The following is an 18,778-nucleotide window of genomic DNA, read 5'->3' as shown; positions in this document are numbered from 1 at the left end:
GGTGTGAGCATGGACGATGACGGCCACGCGCAGGTGTTCGGTGAGCATCGCGCGGCGCTCTTTCGCGCCGCTTACGGGATCCTCGGTTCGGTCGCCGACAGCGAGGACGCCGTACAGGAGACGTGGCTGCGCTGGCGGGAGAAGGAGCTCGATGCGATCGAGCGGCCGCGATCGTACCTGCTCACCGCAGTGACGCGGACCGCGCTGAATATCGTGCGCTCGGCCGAGCGTCGGCGCGAGTCGTACGTCGGTCCGTGGCTACCCGAGCCGATGTCGACCGGAGAAGGCGCGGACCCTCCGCACAGTGTCGAAGTGGCCGAGGACGTTTCGCTGGCGATGCTGGTTGTGCTCGAGTCGTTGTCCCCGCTCGAGCGGGCCGTGTTCGTGCTGCGCGAGGTGTTCGATTCGTCGTACGCGGACATCGCTTGCGCCCTGGACAAATCCGAGGCGTCGGTGCGGCAGCTGGTACACCGTGCTCGCTCTCACGTGCGGGAACGCGCTCCCAGGTATCCCGTCGATCCCGACGCGCAGTTTCGCGTCGCCGAGATGTTCCTCGAGGTCGCGAGGGGCACGGTCGCGGTCGACGAATTGTTGGGAGCGCTGTCCCCGGACATTGTTCTCACGACTGACGCCGGAGGCCACGCCTCTGCCGCGCGACGACCGATTTCCGGTGCATCGAAGGTGGTTCGCTTTACCGCCGGGATCCTCTCCAAGCCGGACACGCAGGCGCTTGAATGGCAGATTGCCGAGGTCAACGGTGCCCCGGCCCTTGTCGGGCATCTCGGCGGTGCGGTCGACACGGTCGTGTGGTTCGAGATCGATGGCGACAGGGTCACCAGGGTGGACATGGTCCGCAACCCGGAGAAGCTCGCGCACGTGCGCGTGTGATTCGGCGAGCGAGCGCGGGGACGATGCCCCGTTCTCGACTGCCAGCGCGACCGCTTGGGCCGGGAAAACCGGAATGTCACGGATTCTGTTAAATCGCGCGATCCAACTTGGCCAAAAGCGTCCGGTCCTTTCGTCCCTTCAGATAGGTTGGGGGCATCGGAGGCCAACGTGAAACGCATTCTCAAGTCGATCTCGCCCCGTCACACGGCAACGCGGCAACGTGTGCCCACCGTGTCCCGCGAAGCGTCTCTCGCTCTACGCCTCATCATGCACGGCGACAAGGAGAGAACCCCATGAAGACACCTCGAACACGACAGGGCCGGCGGCGAGGATTGGCGCTGGGCGCGCTGACCGTATGTGTTGGCTTTCTTATGAGCCTGGTACCGAGCACGGGCGCTGCAGCCGCAGCTTCCGGGCCGCCTCTGAGCGTGCCTCAGGAGGCCTTGGACAATTCGGTGTGGTGCGACGGCAACGTGAACCCGACCTCGGGCAAGAAGACGGTCCTGCTTGTCCACGGCGTCGGCTTCGACGCAAGGGACTCATGGAGCTGGGGCTACCAGCGAGCTCTCACCAAAGACGGGTTCGCGGTCTGCACCGTACAGGTAGGCAATTTCGGACGAGGTGAGGCCGCCCAGGGTGCCGAGTACGTGGTCAACGCCATCCGCGAAGCTCGGGAGCGGGCAGGGCAGAACATCTCCGTCATCGGGCACAGCGCCGGACCTCCGCTCGCGCTGTGGGCGATGAAGTACTGGCCCGATGTGGCCGAGTCGGTCGACGACATGATCGGGCTTGCCGGAGCGATCAAGGGCACCATCTTTGCCGATGCCGTCTGCGTGGTGGACAAGTGCCCTGCGCTCGCGTGGCAGCTCTCCCGCGACTCCAATTTCGTCAACGCGCTCAACGACCAAAGGGTTAACCCCGATATCGACGTCACCTCGCTCTTCAGCCTCACCGACGAAGGCATCCAACCGGCGCGTGAGGTAAGCAGTTACGACGGCGGCACCAACATCGCCATCCAGGACCACTGCCGGCCCTGGCTGGTCGGGCACGTCGGGATGCTCTACGACGGGGCCGGCTACAAGCTTGCGCTGGATGCATTGAACCACCCCGGTCCAGCAGACCCAGCGCGGGTGCCGGACTTGTGCGGCAACCCGATCCTGCCGGAATTCGACGCCCTTGGATTCGCCAAGTCCGGTATCGAAGGTGCCGGCAAATACCTGGGCATCATCGGAGAGCCATTCATCGGTGCCGAGCCTGCACTGCCTGCATACGCCGCCGGCTGACGTGGCCCAGACGGGAGTAGCGCGTTCGCGTCGGCTCAGAATGTCAGAAGTTCGGGTTTCACGTAGTCCTCGGGGTCACTGAGGAACCGCAAGCGGGGCGCATCAGGACCGAGATTCTCGATCTCTCTTGTCAACGGTCTCCGGTAGGCGGATCCACGCGTGGTGATTGTCGGCAGCCAATTGTCGTGGTGGGTCGGCACGAACACGCGGGGACGTAGCGCTTCCATGTAGAGGCGCGGGTCACGCAGACCATTGGCGTACTGATTGAATCCTTGCACAGCCCCGATTTCCACCGTCGTGTCCGGCAGCGTCCTAAGGTCATCAGCCAACTGCGGGGCATTTTCGGGAATGGGGCCCGAGCTATCGTGCCACGTGATGGACGTATCGCCGCCACGAAACTGGTAAAGCAATGTGCCGCCTGCGGGATCGCGCAAGTGCGAACAGAGATGCCGCACGTCCTTCATCGAGGGGCGAAACCGGATCAGGGAGCGCGCACCTGGCAAGGTCACGAGCGGCTTGGCCGGATCCTCGCGGTCGGGGCGCTTGGGTGCACTGTGAATGTGCGCCATCACGCTGAGGTCGATTCCGGCGATGTTCACGTCATTTCGAGTGCCGGGGGCATCTGCCGCATCTCCGACTGGTCGCGTGCGGACATATTGTCCATGCCGAGCTTGGCCCTGGATCTGTTCGCACTGTTGCTCCGTGCCCACGACGACGGCCCCAGACGCCGCCGCGATCTCGGCGGCATCGCCGGCGTGGTCGAAATGGCCGTGGCCGATAAAAATCGCCTCCGGTCGTAACTGGGCCAGTTCGCCGGGCGAGGTGGGAACGTACCCGGAAATCATTCCGCGCGGCACCCACGCGTCGAGCAGGACGACAGTTCCGCGGAAAGCCATCGCGAAACCGCTTACCCCGAACCACGAGAGAATGATCTTGCGCGGGTTCACCTCGCCGGTGTCCTTGTCGACGTTGGACAACCCGAAGTGGCGCTGCCTCGCCGCCAACATTGAAGCGAATTCTCGTGCGTGCGCCGATTGAGGTAACAACTCATCCCCCGAGCTTGTGGCGATCGGATCCAGAGCCACGCGCTTTGGCGCGGGACACGGATATTCCTGGTGCAACCATAGTTTCAAAGTGACTTTGATGGGTGAACCGGGATGTACGGTCGTCCGCACGCATCAGATGAGAAGGGGCGCATGCTGAGCCCCAACGGGCGGACATTCATTTGAGCGACGTGCTTGTGCGTCTTCGAGGAACCTGGCTACGTCAATGAGTGAACGCCGCGCGCAGCTCGTCGTGGCGGCCGTCGAACTGGTGGCCGCCGCTCGAGTAGGACGCCACCGGCGCACGGGGAAGGAGCGCGGAGTTGAGGCCGAGGTGAGAATGCGGCACCACGTCGTCATCGGCGCAATGGTGCAGCGTGATGGACTGTGGCGGCACGGGCGCGGCGAATTCGTAGTCGGCGATCGCCCAACCCTTCGGTCCCCAATTCGGCATCGCGAGCATGTGCACGTCGAACCGCGGCCACGCCTCCTCGGCGAGTATGAGCAGGAGGATGGACCCGCCGAAGGAGTGGGCTATCACGAGGTCACCATCGTCCAGCTCGGCGAGCGCCGGTCGCAACGTCCCGGCCCAGGACTCGTACGACATATCCTCGTCCGACATTCGTGGCATACTCGCGTGCGCCCCGAACGCGGCGGCGAGCGGGCGGTCCTCGTCGAAGCCGCCCGCGCCGTGGATGAACAGTGTGCGCATGTCTCGAGGCTACGAGCGCGTACGGCTGCGGGGAAGAGGGATCGAAGGAGTGCGCATGAACGGACAAACGCTGCCCACCATCGTCGAACAGGTCGATGCTCTGGTCCGGAAGGGACTGCCCGCGCTGGCCTCCATGGGGGAAGACGAGTTTCGCAAACTCGCCTCCGGGCTGGGTAATGCGCGTGGAGGGATCGTCGCCGTCCATCCCTCGCTCGTGCCCGCCGCGTCGCTAGCTCCGCTGCTCGAGCGCGCTGGCCGGCCGGGGTTCGTTGTCGAGGACATGACCGACCTCGCCGAATTCGCGCCGATCGCCGGCGTCGAAATTCCGGACGCGCCGTTATACGTTCTCGCAGAGCCGCAGCGCGGCGACGACATGCGCAATTGGAGTCCGGACGAGGCGTTGCCGGAAATCACCGCTCGCGGGCGCACGCCGCTCACGGTCTCCGAGGGGATCTGTTGGCTGCTCGCCGAACCGGCTCAATTGGAGCCCAACCACTGCTTCATGACCATCGCCTCGCGCAAACCCAAGGCCCGGCAACCGAAATCGCAAAAGGGCGTTGCCCTCGACGCGCGGACGCCGGCGCTGTGGATCAGCGGCGGTACCGGACAGGACGGCGCCGAGCGTAAGGGCGCCCCGAAGGTCGGCTGGTGCTGGGCCGGCAACCGGCACACGTGGCTCGGCTTCGCGTCCGTAGCTAGGCGGACAAGCTAGGTCGCCTGCCGCTTTTCGGCACCGGTGTGGTTTTCGGTGCGCATGCGCTCGCTCATGTGCGGGTAATGCAATTCGAACGCCGGCCGCTCGGACCGAATGCGGGGGAGCTCAGTGAAATTGTGGCGAGGCGGGGGACAACTGGTAGCCCACTCAAGTGAGTTTCCGGCGCCCCACGGATCATCGACGGTAACTACCTCTCCGTAACGCCAGCTCTTGATGACGTTCCACATGAACGGCAACATGGCGACGCCGAGTAAGAGCGCGCCGACTGTCGAAACCTGGTTCAGAACTGTGAAATTATCGGTCTCCAGATAGTCGGCGTATCGACGGGGCATGCCTTGGTTTCCCAGCCAATGCTGGACGAGGAATGTCGTGTGGAAACCAACGAACATGAGCCAAAAGTGCCACTTGCCGAGCCGGTCGTCGAGCATCCGGCCGGTCATCTTGGGAAACCAGAAGTACGTTCCGGCGAAAACCGAGAACACGATGGTGCCGAATAGCGTGTAGTGAAAATGGGCGACGATGAAATATGTGTCGTGAAGGTGAAAGTCGATCGGCGCGGATGCCATCATCACCCCGGTCAATCCGCCGAAGAGGAAAGTGACCGCGAAGCCGAGCGCAAACAGCATCGGCGTCTCGAAGGTGAGTTTGCCGCGCCACATCGTTCCGATCCAGTTGAAAAACTTGACCCCTGTCGGCACTGCGATGAGGAAACTCATAAACGAGAAGAACGGGAGTAGGACCGCGCCCGTGGCGAACATGTGGTGTGCCCACACAGCCATCGACAAGACGCCGATGCCGAGAGTCGCGAAAACCAGGCCGGCATAACCGAACAACGGCTTACGCGAGAAGACAGGGAAGACCTCGGACACCACCCCGAAGAACGGGATCGCGAGGATATAGACCTCGGGATGACCGAAGAACCAGAAAAGATGTTGCCACATAATGGCGCCACCGTTTGCCGCGTCGAACAGGTGGCCACCGAAATTACGATCGACGAACACCCCCATCAACGCCGCAGTGAGGAGGGGAAAGGCAAACAAAATCATGACGGCAGTGACGAGGATATTCCACGTGAATATCGGCATCCGGAAGAAGACCATGCCCGGCGCACGCATACAAATGATCGTGGTCAACAAATTGACCGCTCCTAGGATGGTGCCGATACCGCCTACGGATACGCCCATGATCCACAGGTCTGCGCCGACCTGTGGCGAATGGGCGCTATCCGACAATGGTGCGTAAATCGTCCAGCCAAAGGCTGCCGCCCCGCCGGGGGTGACGAAGCCAGCGAGAAGAAGCACTGCTCCGAATGCGAAAAGCCAGTACCCGAGAGCGTTGAGTCGTGGAAATGCGACGTCGGGAGCGCCGATGTGCAACGGGACGATGTAGTTGCCGAAACCGATTACTATCGGCGTGCCGAAAAAGAGGAGCATGACGGTGCCATGCATCGTGAACATCTGGTTGAACTGCTCGTTTGATAAAAATTGCATTCCCGGCAGGAATAGCTCGGCACGTACGAGTAGCGCCATCAGCCCGCCGATGAAGAACAGGATGAAGCAGGTGACGATGTACATCAGCCCGAGCATCTTGTGATCGGTTGTGGTGAGCAGCTTCCAGACGGAGGACCCGGGGCGCCCGAAACCGCTGGTCCCGGTAGAAGCCGTTAACTCTTGTGATTCCGGAAGGGTGATGGACATTCGTCCCTCCTCCTAGCGAACGAACCCGCGTCGTAGTGCTCGCCCTCTTTTGGGCAGAGCTGAAGTCGATGCGAAGTGCTCGATCGAAAACGTGCGATGCCTTGACGCTAGTGCCCAGCCGAGGTTGCAGATAGCCCTATGCAAAGCATGCGCTACTAGTATCGGCTCCGTTCTATCGTGCAGCGTTTCCATTGCCGCAGCGTCAGCGCGCTATCTGCTCGAGTATGCGCGGATCGGATACCTGCGATATCCCCTGAAGAAGTGCCCCTGTTCGGAGCTGATATCTCTGTGGCGACTATGCGGATGACTTCTTAGTCGACTTGTTGGACGAAGGGGATTTGTCTGACTTGCCGGATCTGCCCGATTTTTCGGCCTCGCGCTTGCGCTTGACGCTGCGTTCGAGCGCGTCCATCAGGCTGACGACTTTATCGCTCGATCGACCGGACCCGGACGAGGACTCAGAGTCGGAACTCTCTTCGCCAAACGTTTTTTCGGTGTCGACCGCCTCGTCGGATTCGAGCTTGGTATCGATCAATCGCTGAAGCTCTTCTTGGTACTCATCCGTATATTGGTCCGGGTCGAAGTCGCCGCTGAACTGCTCTACCAATGCGCTGGCCATATCGAGTTCTTTACTCGTCACCCTTGATTGCTTCGGCGAGAATCCCGCGTCGCGAAGGTCCTGGGGCCATCGGAGTGTCTGCAGCATCAAGAGCGAGTCCCGATGCCGGAGCACGCCCAAACGCGTCTTGGTGCGGAGCGTGAAACGGACGACCGCCGTTCGATCGGAGTCCACCAGCGTTCGGCGCAACAGCGTGTACGATTTCGCGGAGCGTCCAACGGGTTCGAGGTAATAAGCAGTGCCGAGAAGGATCGGATCGATTTGATCGTCCGGTACGAACTGAACGACGTCGATTTCGTCGTTCTCCGACTCAGGGATCGACTCCAAATCGTCATCCGATAGCACGACGGTTTTGTCGCCGTCGTCGTAGGCCTTCTCGATATGTTCATAGTCGATTTGGCGGCCGCATACGTCGCACCGCCGTTCATAGCGAATGCGCCCGTGGTCCTTGTCATGTACCTGATGTAGCGAAACATCATGCGAGCGGGTCGCACCATAGAGTTTTACGGGCACGTTGACGAGTCCGAATGTGATCTCGCCTTTCCATATTGCGCGCATATCCTAGGCTTACACGCACAACCCTCCAGTTCTGCCCGGCAACGCTTTTCAGGGGTGAAACCAGAGGGTCGGAGTGTGAAGAGGAGCACAGTGAACACTATGGCCACCAACGGTAGGAAAGTTGACGTCGAAGGCCACGAACTCAAGGTGACGAACCTTGACAAGGTCTTCTACCCCTCGACGGGCACGAGCAAGGCCGATGTGATCGACTACTACAGTCGAATCGCCCCCGTAATGGTGCCCCAGGCAACTCGGCGTGCTGCCACTCGCAAGCGATGGGTAAATGGTGTCGGTACGAAAGCGGACCCCGCGAAGGCATTTTTTCGAAAGAACCTGGAGCGGTCGGCGCCCAGCTGGGTGCCTCGCGCGGACATAGAACACAAAAAGGGTACGTCGACGTATCCCCTGATTGACGAGCGCGCGGTGTTGGTATGGCTGGCTCAAGTCGCGGCGCTGGAGATACATACGCCGCAGTGGCGATTCGACGAAGAAAACGAGCCACTCAACCCCGATCGGCTGGTACTCGACCTGGACCCGGGCGAGGGGGTCGAACTGCGTCAATGTGCCGAGGTTGCCGTGTGGTGTCGCGAGATAATCGACGGAATGGGCCTGGACGCTTTCCCCGTCACGTCCGGGTCGAAAGGCCTTCATATCTATTCCCCTCTCGACGGATCCACGACCGCTGAGGAGGCGGATGCCGTGGCGCGTGAGCTTGCGCGAGCGCTACAGGCCGACCACAGGGACCACGTGGTTAGCGAAATGTCCAAGTCGAGCCGCAAGGGGAAAGTCTTCATCGATTGGTCCCAGAACAACGGCAGTAAGACGACCATCTGTCCGTATTCGCTGCGCGGCAGGATGCGACCTACGGTGGCGGCGCCGAGAACCTGGGATGAGATTTCCGATCCGGAGCTTCGCCACATCGAATATGACGAAGTGCTCCGTCGCGTCGAGGAGGGGATCGACCCCATAGCGGAAATGGGGCACGAGCCATCGCACACACGAGGTCGACGCGGCAAAGCCGAAGGAACCCGGCGGGCGAATCGACTCGAGAAGTACAAATCGAAGCGCGACCGCACCCGAACGCCCGAACCCATTCCCGAAACTCAGGTCCATCACGATGACAGCGAGAGCGCGATCGAGTCGGAAGACCCTATATTCGTCATTCAGGAACACCATGCCAGCTCGGTGCATTGGGATTTTCGCCTCGAACATGACGGCGTGCTCGCTTCGTGGGCGGTGCCTAAAGGGCCCCCGGGAGCTCAGGGCGTCAATCGCCTCGCGGTGGCCACCGAAGATCACCCACTGGAATACGCGACGTTCGAAGGCACCATCCCGAAGAAGGAGTACGGCGGCGGAGAAGTCGCGATTTGGGATGTCGGCACGATCGACGTCGATAAGTGGTGTGAGGGCCGGGAAGTCGTCGTTACTTGTTACGGCAGGGCCGACGGTGGTCTCGGCGGAGAGCCCCGAAAATTTGCATTGATCCACACCGGTGAAAAGACCGGCACGTCGGGCGCCGGAAATGATTCCCACTGGATTCTTCGTCTGACAAAACACCAGCCACAACCGGGGCGCTCTGGGACCGGTCCCAGCATCTCAACGCCGGTATCCCCGATGCTGGCGACATTGGGAAGTGCTAAGGACATCACTAATTCGAAAGACTGGGCGTTCGAGATGAAATGGGACGGTGTGCGAGCGGTTGCCACGGTTACTTCGGCGACGGTCATCCTGAGCAGCCGTAAAGGCCACGATCTCACGGCTACCTTTCCCGAGTTCGGCGATCTGGGGAAAGCGATAGATCGGCGCACCTTAAACGAAGGAGACGTCATTGTAGATGGCGAAATCGTGGCTTTCGACGCCAAGGATCGCCCTTCCTTCTCCTTGCTCCAGCAGCGCCTTGGATTAACGACGAAGGCAAAAATACGTTCTGCCCAAGAACGCTTCCCCGCATTCTTTATGGCCTTCGACCTGCTTGCATGCGGCGGGAGATCGATGCTGGCCACGCCGTACGGTGAGCGACGAAGCGCGCTCCGTGAAGTGGTCGACGAAACCGCTCATCTTCGGATTCCTCACGCGGACCCTGGGGACGTCGATCACGCGATAGCGCTGTCTCAACAACTCGAGTTGGAGGGCGTGGTGGCGAAGCAGCTTTCGAGTGTCTACCGGCCGGGCAAGCGTGGAAAAACGTGGATCAAGATAAAGAATGCCCGCGAGCAGGAAGTCGTCGTCATTGGGTGGCGGCATGGAAAAGGAGAGCGTTCCGGTCGGATCGGTTCACTTTTGCTCGCCGTGCCGGATGACGAAGGCCAACTCCACTACGCGGGCCGGGTAGGCACGGGGTTCAGCGAGAAAGACCTCGACGACATCGCTCGCCGGCTCCGCGGCCGCGAAAGGAAGACGGCCCCGGCAGCCGGCGTTCCTGCGGCGGATCGACGCGACGCCGAATGGGTGCGCGCCGATCTCGTGGCCGAAGTCAGGTATGCCGAACGCACGACCGAGGGGCGGTTGCGTCACCCGTCGTGGCGCGGCTGGCGTCGCGATAAGTCCCCCAACGAGGTCACCTGGGAGTGACATGTACCCCTTCTTGGGGCGACTTAAAAACTGCCACAGCCGTTTTAATACGTAGCCTGCGTACAGATGGGGTATTCCATCAACTCAACCGTTTAGGAGATGGTCTCCATGGGAGAGATCACAACACGCGACGGAACAGCACTACACGTTGAGGAAAGCTACGGTGGCGGCCGACCGGTCGTACTTATTCACGGCTGGCCACTGTCGGGGCAATCATGGGAGGGCCAAGTCGGTGCGTTGGTCGACGAGGGCTACCGCGTGATTACGTACGACCGCCGTGGGTTTGGGCGAAGTGATAAACCTCCGACCGGATTCGACTACGACACTCTCGCTGCCGACTTAGACGATATCGCCACCGCTCTCGACCTCCGAGACATGACACTGGTCGGTTTTTCGATGGGCGGCGGGGAAGTCGCTCGGTACATTGCGAACCACGGCGAAGATCGACTGGACAGCATTGTATTGGCTTCGGCGGTAACGCCGTACATGTTGCAGACGGAGGACAATCCTTTCGGCCCTCTGACACCCGAAGAGGCGACGCAGATGAAAACCGATCTAGAAACCGACAGAGAGGCATTCTTCGACGAGTTCACCAGGGCGTTTTACTCCGTTGCCGATGAACTCAAGGTCACCGAGGCCGAGCGACAAAAATCCATCGAATGGGCACGACAGAGCGACCCCCAAGCGGCCTTGGCGTGTATGGAGTCTTTCGGCGGCACCGATTTCCGCGGCGATCTCGACGAGATCACCGTTCCCGCGCTGGTCATCCACGGAGATTCCGACGACATCGTCCCCGTATCCGGTTCTGCAGAACGCACTCAGGAGCAAGTCCGCTCGAGCTCGCTCCAGGTCATCAGCGGTGCGCCGCATGGACTACTGGCGAGCCATACGAGCGAGTTCAACGAGGCCCTTCTCGGTTTCCTCGCCGAGCGCAACGGCGACATGGCTGATTGAGTGGCGCAGTTCGTCGGCCGTTCCACGGGCCGGAACTACAGTGCTCCGGCGTCACGAGTGCGGGCGGCAATGTAGAGAGCAGTGAGGTTTCGGACGTGCGGCCTGTCACCTCGAATCCTTCTCATTCGTTGTAGGTCTCTCGCTGGGTTTGTTGAGCCCGCGCATTCGCTCGAGATCGCCCCAGGTGTTGACGTCGGAGATCACGGCTTCCCGGTCGGCGACGGTCACGTCTATGCAGGATAGTTCGCCAAGCAGGCCGCGGAGGGAGAGTCCGTGCGCGCCACCGGGTGCGAGGGCATCCGCGCGGGTGCGCAGGGACTCGCCGAGCACCACCGAAGGCAGGAAGGAAGCCTTGCCGCCTTGGGGGTCGGCACGTGCGACGTCATACGCGACGGATGTAGGGGTCCCGGGGCGCAGGCCCGCGAGGAGGGCGGGAAGCGCGCGCGGTGCGTAAGGGGCATCGCCGGCGAGGAGCGCGAACGTATCGGCGGCGGGGGAGTGGCGGACACCGGCAAGGAATCCCGCGGCCGGGCCGCCGAGCGGCGGGTCCTCGAGGCAGCGCGGGGTGCCGGAGGGTAACTCGAGGCCCGGCGGTGCGACGACGAGCGGATAGAATCCGGCCGCTTGGGCGCCGTCGACGACGTGTGCGACCAGCGTGCGTCCGTGCAGGTCGAGCTCGGTTTTCGAGACCCCTCCCATGCGCCGCGCGGTGCCCGCGGCGAGGATGATCGCGACGCCGGCGGACATGGCTACACGGCGGAGCGGTCGATGGCGATGGCGCGCATCTCGTCGCCCTCGGTTGCGGCAGTGTCGGGTTCGACGATGAGCAGCACGTTCGCACGGTGCAGCGTAGACGCGGCGTGCGAGAAGCCACGGTCGGCACCGAGCAACGAGAACTCGCCGTCGCGCAGAACGGCCGGGACGAAGCGACGCTTGCCGCCGAAAGGCCCGAGCGAGGCGGACATCCGCCCCGTGACGTACGCGAGGCGCGTGGGGTGCGTGCTGAGCCGGCCGAAGACGTGGCGCACATACAGCCACGCGGACACGAAGGCGCTCACCGGGTTTCCCGGGAGCATCATGATCCGCCCGTCGCCGATGGTGCCGTAGCCCTGCGGCTTGCCGGGCTGCTGCGCGACCTTGAGGAAGTGCAGATCGACGTCGTCGCGGCCGGAATCGGCGAGCATCTTCAGCGGGTCGAACGCGCCCGCGGACACCCCTCCGGTGGTGACGACGAGGTCGACGAGGCCCGCGTGGTCGGAGATGACCTCGGCGAGCGCCTCCGGGTCGTCGTTGACCGAGGTGTTGTGCACGTCGGTGCAGCCCCATTGGCGCAGCAGCGCCGCGATCATCGGGCCGTTCGAGTCGTTGATGAAGGTACCGCCGTCGTCGAGCGAGGCGGATCCGCCCGACGCGGACAACAACTCTGCACCTGTAGAGATGACGAGCACCCGGGGCAGCGGGACGACGTCCACCTCGGACACGCCAGCGGACAGGATGCCGCCGATAGTGAACGGCGTGAGCACCTGCCCCTTCTCGGCGACGACCTCCCCGGCGCCCATGATCTCGCCCGCGCGGCGGATGTGCGCCCCAGGCTTCGGCGCCTTCTCGATGCGCACCTCCGACGGCAGCTCGCGGGGACCGGCGGGGACGTTGGTGTCCTCAACGGGCACGATCGTGTCGGCGCCGTCGGGCACCGGCGCCCCCGTCATGATGCGCGCAACGGTGCGCGGCGCGAGCACGACAAGCGGGTTACCCGCGGGAACGTCCGCGGACACCGGCATCGTCGCGGGGATGCCCTGCTTCTCGATATCGGCCAGGCGGCACGCGAACCCGTCCATCGCCGAGTTCGTGAACGCCGGCGTCGGGGTGAGCACATGCACGTCCGCGGCGAGCACGCAGCCCTGCGACTGCGCGACGCGGCGCCGCTCGGTGGGCAGCGGGGCGAGCTGGGCATCGAGAATGCGCAGGTACTCGTCCGGCGTAATGAGGCCTTGGTCTGCGCGGGGGTTGTGAGCTTCATTTCCCATAAGAGCCATCATGCTTCATCAGAATCCGAACTGCCGAGCGCGACCAACCATCCTCACGTTGCAACTATAGGTGCGCCCCCACCTGTTGCGCGAGGAAGGTACTGCCTGCCAGCGACGGATGGCCCGTCATGTTGTATTGGTGCGTTGTGAAATCTACGTTTCCCGAGATAAAGCGCTGCGCGTCGGGAGCGCAGGTTGAATTGGAACGAGTCAGGTCCCGGATATCGAGATACTCGACGTCGGCTCGGACGGCGGCGTCTCGTTGATTCGCTTGATTACGCCTCTCGTTGGCCGCGAATCCCGGGCTGTGGATGCCCATCGGTACATTCGGGATGACGTTGAGCGAGCAGAACATCTCGCGGTCATCCGTCGAAGACAGTCGACCCAGCAACAGTATCTTCGCCTCGGGGGCGACGCCCCTCACCTTGTCGACGGCGGCGACGAGGTTGTCGACGATCTCGGCGTCCGGGATAGTGCGCCAGGTGTCGTTCATTCCCGCGGCGAGAATCACGGTTGTCGCATTGTCCAGCGCCCCGGTCGATCCTGCGTGCTCGATACGGCGGAGCATATCTTCGGTGGTATGCCCATTGCAGGCCCAGTTCTGGACCGGGCGGCCGGTGTCCCTTGCCAGCAACATCGGCCATGAGTTCGGGGAGTACAAGCATCCCGCGTTCGAAGGGTAGATCGCCTGGACCAATGGGCTGCCGTAGCCGAGATTGGCGAAATGGTTGGAGTTCGACGTGAACGAATCGCCGAAGGCGACGACGCTTGAATGTCCTGCCGCGACTCCGGCCGAGCCCGCGCTTTCGGTCGACGAGCCGGACGAGCCCGCCGAACCGCTGGAGCCCAGCGATCCGGCCGAACCGGACGAAGCGATGCCCGCCTGTGCGGAACCCGAATCGGGATCAACCGACCCCGCGGCGATCTCCCCGGACCCGGCGCTACCGATATCGACCTGCGCTTGTGCTCCGACAGTCGACGCAGCGATCACCAGCGCCGACATCGACAGTGCCACCAGACCGCTGATGCTTTTGCGCACCTGAACTCCCCCTCATGCGTTGCGCTGACACCGGAGAGGCCCGAACTTACCAAGTGCTTAGGTCATCTACCGAGCGCAAAAAGAAACTGAACTCGGAGATTATCATTTATTTACTCCCTGTGGTGCGGTATTAACACTGGGGGTGCGTGGGGCACGAAAGGCGGCGTGGCTGGGTCAGGACCGATTTTCATTGGCGCTTCATGTTTGCGTTATAGGCTTCGAACCATGCAACACACCACACGTAAATCACTCACGATTCCCGCCGCCCTTGCCCTCGTTTTCGCGATGACGGCGTGCGGAAGTGATGCCGCCGAGGAAGGGGTCGGAGGCGACGCGACGAACTTGAGCGCAGCCGGCCCCGACACGACGGTGCAGGAGTCGGCGGTGAGCGAGACTACTTTGGCGAGCGCGGCTCAGTCCAGCAGTGAGGCACGAGCCGACGACGCCGAGCTCGACGAGCTCCGCGTGCTCATCGACGGCGAGCCCGTCGAGGCCGACCTCTCCCCGGCGATCTGCCAATGGGGCGAAGACGACGGGGTCGAACAGCTCGAATTCGACGCCGGGCGCGACGACGACGGGAAGCTCGCGGTCGAGATCGACATGCACAACCCGCCGCGTCTCGATGACTTCGGTTTCGACGCCCCGGGGGAGGAGGACTGGGAGGCCGAGGACCACCACAAACAGTCCGCGCAGATCGGCGTCGAGGGCGATACGTACACCGTCACCTCGACGGTCGAAGAGGACGACTCCGACCGCGAGGCCGAGATGGTCGCGGTGTTTACCTGTCCGCGGAGCTGAACGCACGCAGGAACGACGCCTGCGCGAGCGCGATGCGCTCGATCTCGGTCGGGTCGACCGACTCGTCAGGGGAGTGGATCGCGGCCGCCGGATCCTCCACACCGTAGAGCGCGATCTGCGCGGCCGGGTGAGCTTCCTGCAGCACCGTGGTGAGCGGGATCGACCCGCCGGAGCCGATCTCCGCGACCTCGCCGGCGCCGTAGGCGGTGGCGAGGGCCTCGCCCAGCAGGGCCTCAACGGTCCCGGTGGACGCGCCGTCCGACGTCATAAATGGGTGTGCTACCGCACCCTTCTCGCAGGTGACGCGCGCATTCCACGCGGCTCGCGCCTCGAGATGCGCGACGAGCGCGTCCTGTGCGGAAGCCGGGTCCATGCCCGGTGGGATGCGCAGGTTGATCAGAGCGCGCGCCGTGGGCTGCACCGCGCCGATCGCGCCCTCGACCGGTGGGCAGTCGATGCCGAGCACTGTCGCGGTGGGGCGGGCCCACACGAGGTCGGCGACCGGCGCGGCGTTGGAGACCTCGACGCCGTCGAGGATGCCCGCGTCGGAGCGGAAGATGTTCTCGTCGTAGGGCATGCCGGACCAGGTGCCGGAGAAATCGACGCCGTCGATCGTGGTCGCGCCGGTGGCCGGGTCGCGCAGTGAGGACAGCATCGAGATGAGCGCGGCGAGCGCATCGGGCGCCGCCCCGCCGAACTGGCCCGAGTGCACGCCCGCGGCCATGGTGTCGACCGTGACCGTGACATTCGCGGTCCCTCGAAGCGAAGTCGACAGCGTCGGCACGCCCACGGCGGCGTTACCCGAATCGACGATGCAGATGGCGTCCGCGGCGAACAGCTCGGGGCGCGAGGCGACGAGATCGTCGAGTCCTCCGCCGCCGGTCTCCTCGGAGCCCTCGACGACGAGCGTCAGCCCGAGGCCGTCGAGCGGATCGGCGCCGTCGCCCGCGAGCTCGGCGAGCGCGCGCAGCGAGGCGAGATGCACCACGAGGTTGCCCTTGCAGTCCGCGGCGCCGCGTCCGTACCAGCGGCCCTCGCGCGCGGTGAGCTCCCACGGGGAGGCCGTCCACGCCTGCGGATCGCCGGCGGGCTGCACGTCGTAGTGCGAGTACAGCAACACGGTCGGCTTATCGCCGGAGGCGTCGCGGTGCGCGACGATCGTCGTCGACCCGTCCGAGGTCTCGATCTGCTGGATCTGCTCGCGGCCGAGGCCCGGGATGGCGAGGCCCGCGAGGAGCTCAACCACCGTCGCGGCGGCCTCGGCGCACGCTTCCGGATCGGCGCCGTGCACGCTGGGCAGCGCCACGAGCGCGGTGAGATCGGTCTTCGCCTGCTCCATCTGCGCGGCAACGAGAGGGCGTAGCGCCTCGACAGACTCGGACGCAGAATTCGAATCGGTGGTGGAGTGGTCCTTCGGGGAGATCATGTACCCAGAGTAGAACCTTCTCACCTACGCCGACGGCGCGACCTTGACGAAAATGTTCTTCATGATCGGCTGATCGGATTGCGTCGAAAAGTCTGTCACGCTCAGCAGCGCATTCATCTCCGGCATGTAGCCCGCCGCGCTACCGACAGGCGTGTTGTATCCGATGGCGCGATACCCGCGAAGTGTGCGCTGCGTGCCGTCGCGGCTCGTCGACGTAATGTCCACGGGATCCCCCTCGGAAATCCCGCGGGCACGCATGTCCTCCGGGTTGAGCATGATCATCTCGCGCACATTCTTGATGCCGCGGTAGCGATCATTGTTCGAGTAGATCGTTGTGTTCCACTGGTCGTGTGAGCGCATGGTCTGGAGTACGAGAGTGTCGGAATCGGTGGGGATGACGTCGGGCAGCGGCTCCAACGAGAACTCCGCGAGCTTCGACGGGGTCGTGAACTCTCGCTCCCTCGGCGGCTGCGGGATGCGAAAGCCACCAGGCTGCCGGATGAGCTCGTTCATGCCCTCGAAACCAGGGAGGACGCGTGCCATCGACTCTCGGATCGTGTCGTAGTTCGCCGCGAAGCCTTCCCAGTCGATCGAACTTTCGGGCATCGCCGCGCGTGCCAGTCGCGTGAGGATTGCCGGCTCCGACATGAGGTTGTCTGACGCGGGCTCGCGACGCCCGACGGACATGTGAACCATGCTCATCATGTCCTCGACCGTGACGCCTTGCGGCCCCGAGGCCTGCTCGTCGATTTCGGTGCGCGCGAGACACGGGAGGATGAGCGCCTTGCGGCCGTGGACGAGGTGCGAACGATTGAGCTTCGTCGACACCTGCACCGTGAGCGCGCACTTGCGCAACGCCTCTGCCGTGTATTCGGGGTCGGGCACTGCGCGCACGAAGTTGCCACCCATGCCGACGAAGATCTTGACCTTCTCGTCGTGCATCGCCTCGATCGTGTCGACGGTGCCAAGACCATCCTTGCGGGGACTGTCGATCCCGAATTCCGCATCCGTGGCCGTCAAAAGTTCCTCGGAGGGGTGGTGGTTGACGCCGCACGTCCGGTTTCCCTGGACGTTGCTGTGTCCGCGGATCGGGGACGGGCCGGCGCCGGGCCGTCCGACGTTGCCGCGCAGCATGAGCAGGTTGACGATCTCACGCACCTGATCCACCCCGTGCTCGTGTTGGCTCACACCGAGGCACCAGCTGATCACGACCTTTTCGGCGTGCATATAGATCTTCGCGGCGCGGCGAATCGAGTCCTCGTCCAGTCCCGATTGCGTGGTGATCTCGTCCCAAGACGTCGTTCGGCATAGTTCGCGGTAGGCCTCGAGGCCATTGGTGTACCCGGAAAGGAACTCGTGGTCGAGGACATCCGGATCGTGCTCGGCTGCCTCGAAGACGACCTTCGACATCCCGCGCATCAGCGCCATGTCGCCGCCTGGCCGCACCTGCAGCGATGCGGTCGCGGTGTCCGTGGCCTGGAAGGTTGCCATTCGGGAGATTTCGTGCGGGACGATCGTCCTCGTCGCGCCGGCCTCGAACAGCGGGTTGACGTGCACGACGTCGGCGCCGCGGCGGATCGCCTCGGCGAAGGTGGTGAGCGCGCGGGGGGCGTTGGAGGCCGAGTTGGAGCCGAGAATGAACAGCGCGTCCGTCTCGTTCCAATCCTCGAAGTCGCAGGTGCCCTTACCAGTACCGATCGAAGCCGTGAGCGCCCGGCCAGACGCCTCGTGGCACATATTCGAGCAATCGGGCATGTTATTCGTGCCGAGGGCGCGACACATCACGCCGTACAGGAACGATGCCTCGTTGCTCAGCCGACCAGAGGTGTAGAACGAAGCCTCATTGGCAGAATCGAGCTTGCGCATTTCCTCGCCGTACAGGGCGAACGCATCGTCCCACGAGATCGGGACATAGTGGTCGGACTCGGCGTCGTACACCATCGGTTCGGTCAGCCGGCCTTGCTCCTCGAGCGCGTAATCGCTCCATGTCGCGAGTTCACTCACCGTGTGCTCCGCGAAGAACCCGCCCCTGGCGCGCTCGCGGGTCATCTCCCACGCGGCGTGTTTGATCCCGTTTTCGCACACATCCATCGTGATCTTCTGATCGTCCGGCCATGCGCAGCCCGGGCAGTCGTAGGAGACCCGGTCGTGGTTCATTCGGACCACCGAATGTGCGACCTGGAGCGGCAGGCGTTCACGCAGCATGACGCCTGCCACCGACATCGCGGCGCCATAGCCGGCGGCCGGATGCGTGTAGTCCTTTTGCGAGAAACCGTCTGACGTCGGAGGACCGAATCCGCCCTGGCGCGGCATCGTCGACAGCAGCCCTAGCGTCTCGGGCGCGAGCGTCGCGACGCGCTTGCCCCCGGAGGGCTCCGTCGCCGCGCTCGGGGACACGGTCATCCTTTTCGTGCGCGGACCGTGAAGATACCCAGAGTCGTGGGAATC

Annotated in this window: 15 protein-coding genes; 6 read left to right on the top strand and 9 right to left on the bottom strand. The window is 63.5% G+C overall.

The features are described from left to right. The first annotated feature begins 9 nt into the window (after positions 1 to 9). On the top strand, positions 10 to 888 hold the full coding sequence (gene sigJ / locus BJL86_RS13805) for an RNA polymerase sigma factor SigJ (protein WP_067470756.1): 879 nt from the start codon (positions 10 to 12) through the stop codon (positions 886 to 888). A gap of 443 nt (positions 889 to 1,331) precedes the next feature. Beyond that, positions 1,332 to 2,171 carry an esterase/lipase family protein gene (locus tag BJL86_RS13800; RefSeq protein WP_067470755.1) on the top strand — a complete coding sequence of 280 codons (840 nt, stop codon included), beginning with the start codon at positions 1,332 to 1,334 and terminating at the stop codon, positions 2,169 to 2,171. A gap of 35 nt (positions 2,172 to 2,206) precedes the next feature. Here the strand turns inward: BJL86_RS13800 and BJL86_RS13795 are convergent, their stop codons facing one another. Next, a complete protein-coding gene (locus BJL86_RS13795) occupies positions 2,207 to 3,178 on the bottom strand; it encodes an MBL fold metallo-hydrolase (protein ID WP_082908249.1) in 972 nt (323 codons plus the stop codon). Between the two features lie 259 nt (positions 3,179 to 3,437). Continuing rightward, positions 3,438 to 3,926 carry a hypothetical protein gene (locus BJL86_RS13790; protein WP_067470751.1) on the bottom strand — a complete coding sequence of 163 codons (489 nt, stop codon included), beginning with the start codon at positions 3,924 to 3,926 and terminating at the stop codon, positions 3,438 to 3,440. A 55-nt stretch (positions 3,927 to 3,981) separates the two neighbouring features. Here BJL86_RS13790 and BJL86_RS13785 point away from each other — a divergent pair, with 55 nt between their 5' ends. Continuing rightward, a complete protein-coding gene (locus BJL86_RS13785; RefSeq protein ID WP_197487500.1) occupies positions 3,982 to 4,638 on the top strand; it encodes a DUF5701 family protein in 657 nt (218 codons plus the stop codon). On the opposite strand, the gene ctaD is transcribed toward BJL86_RS13785, so the two are convergent. Further along, the gene (gene ctaD / locus BJL86_RS13780; protein ID WP_067470749.1) at positions 4,635 to 6,338 is read right to left on the bottom strand and encodes an aa3-type cytochrome oxidase subunit I; all 1,704 of its coding nucleotides are present in this window, start codon (positions 6,336 to 6,338) and stop codon (positions 4,635 to 4,637) included. The genes BJL86_RS13785 and ctaD overlap by 4 nt on opposite strands. Before the next feature lie 295 nt (positions 6,339 to 6,633). Then, positions 6,634 to 7,515 carry a non-homologous end joining protein Ku gene (gene ku / locus BJL86_RS13775; protein WP_067470747.1) on the bottom strand — a complete coding sequence of 294 codons (882 nt, stop codon included), beginning with the start codon at positions 7,513 to 7,515 and terminating at the stop codon, positions 6,634 to 6,636. A gap of 99 nt (positions 7,516 to 7,614) precedes the next feature. Here ku and BJL86_RS13770 point away from each other — a divergent pair, with 99 nt between their 5' ends. Then, complete coding sequence (locus BJL86_RS13770) at positions 7,615 to 10,086, top strand: ATP-dependent DNA ligase (RefSeq protein WP_067470745.1); 2,472 nt, start codon at positions 7,615 to 7,617, stop codon at positions 10,084 to 10,086. Positions 10,087 to 10,194: 108 nt separating this feature from the next. Further along, positions 10,195 to 11,040, top strand: coding sequence for an alpha/beta fold hydrolase (locus BJL86_RS13765; protein WP_067470743.1), 846 nt, complete (start codon positions 10,195 to 10,197; stop codon positions 11,038 to 11,040). 105 nt (positions 11,041 to 11,145) lie between these two features. On the opposite strand, the gene mobA is transcribed toward BJL86_RS13765, so the two are convergent. From mobA to BJL86_RS13750, 3 genes are all read right to left on the bottom strand, one after another. Beyond that, positions 11,146 to 11,787, bottom strand: a complete 642-nt coding sequence (gene mobA, locus BJL86_RS13760) for a molybdenum cofactor guanylyltransferase (protein ID WP_067470740.1) — start codon at positions 11,785 to 11,787, stop codon at positions 11,146 to 11,148. Positions 11,788 to 11,789: 2 nt separating this feature from the next. Next, entirely contained in the window at positions 11,790 to 13,067 is a 1,278-nt protein-coding gene (locus BJL86_RS13755; protein WP_067470738.1) for a molybdopterin molybdotransferase MoeA, read from the bottom strand. Positions 13,068 to 13,131: 64 nt separating this feature from the next. Continuing rightward, the gene (locus BJL86_RS13750; protein ID WP_082908247.1) at positions 13,132 to 14,106 is read right to left on the bottom strand and encodes an SGNH/GDSL hydrolase family protein; all 975 of its coding nucleotides are present in this window, start codon (positions 14,104 to 14,106) and stop codon (positions 13,132 to 13,134) included. A gap of 225 nt (positions 14,107 to 14,331) precedes the next feature. On the opposite strand from BJL86_RS13750, the gene BJL86_RS13745 reads away from it, so the two are divergent. After that, positions 14,332 to 14,904, top strand: coding sequence for a lipoprotein LpqH (locus BJL86_RS13745; protein WP_067470736.1), 573 nt, complete (start codon positions 14,332 to 14,334; stop codon positions 14,902 to 14,904). Here BJL86_RS13745 and BJL86_RS13740 read toward each other — a convergent pair. Further along, positions 14,885 to 16,330, bottom strand: coding sequence for a M20/M25/M40 family metallo-hydrolase (locus BJL86_RS13740; RefSeq protein ID WP_067470734.1), 1,446 nt, complete (start codon positions 16,328 to 16,330; stop codon positions 14,885 to 14,887). The two genes, BJL86_RS13745 and BJL86_RS13740, sit on opposite strands and share 20 nt — an antisense overlap. Before the next feature lie 24 nt (positions 16,331 to 16,354). Then, a complete protein-coding gene (locus BJL86_RS13735; protein WP_067470772.1) occupies positions 16,355 to 18,643 on the bottom strand; it encodes an FdhF/YdeP family oxidoreductase in 2,289 nt (762 codons plus the stop codon). Positions 18,644 to 18,778: the final 135 nt, after the last annotated feature.

This window comes from Dietzia timorensis, assembly GCF_001659785.1.
In the GTDB taxonomy this organism is placed as follows: Bacteria; Actinomycetota; Actinomycetes; order Mycobacteriales; family Mycobacteriaceae; genus Dietzia; species Dietzia timorensis.
This window is presented reverse-complemented; position numbering and strand designations above follow the sequence as displayed.

Coding starts and splice junctions, on each gene's coding strand:
- sigJ (WP_067470756.1), top strand. CDS start 10: ATGGACGATGACGGCCACGCGCAGGTGTTCGGTGAGCATCGCGCGGCG.
- BJL86_RS13795 (WP_082908249.1), bottom strand. CDS start 3,178: ATGTTGGCGGCGAGGCAGCGCCACTTCGGGTTGTCCAACGTCGACAAG.
- BJL86_RS13790 (WP_067470751.1), bottom strand. CDS start 3,926: ATGCGCACACTGTTCATCCACGGCGCGGGCGGCTTCGACGAGGACCGC.
- BJL86_RS13785 (WP_197487500.1), top strand. CDS start 3,982: ATGAACGGACAAACGCTGCCCACCATCGTCGAACAGGTCGATGCTCTG.
- ctaD (WP_067470749.1), bottom strand. CDS start 6,338: ATGTCCATCACCCTTCCGGAATCACAAGAGTTAACGGCTTCTACCGGG.
- ku (WP_067470747.1), bottom strand. CDS start 7,515: ATGCGCGCAATATGGAAAGGCGAGATCACATTCGGACTCGTCAACGTG.
- BJL86_RS13770 (WP_067470745.1), top strand. CDS start 7,615: ATGGCCACCAACGGTAGGAAAGTTGACGTCGAAGGCCACGAACTCAAG.
- BJL86_RS13765 (WP_067470743.1), top strand. CDS start 10,195: ATGGGAGAGATCACAACACGCGACGGAACAGCACTACACGTTGAGGAA.
- mobA (WP_067470740.1), bottom strand. CDS start 11,787: ATGTCCGCCGGCGTCGCGATCATCCTCGCCGCGGGCACCGCGCGGCGC.
- BJL86_RS13755 (WP_067470738.1), bottom strand. CDS start 13,067: ATGGGAAATGAAGCTCACAACCCCCGCGCAGACCAAGGCCTCATTACG.
- BJL86_RS13745 (WP_067470736.1), top strand. CDS start 14,332: ATGCAACACACCACACGTAAATCACTCACGATTCCCGCCGCCCTTGCC.
- BJL86_RS13740 (WP_067470734.1), bottom strand. CDS start 16,330: ATGATCTCCCCGAAGGACCACTCCACCACCGATTCGAATTCTGCGTCC.
- BJL86_RS13735 (WP_067470772.1), bottom strand. CDS start 18,643: ATGCCGCGCCAGGGCGGATTCGGTCCTCCGACGTCAGACGGTTTCTCG.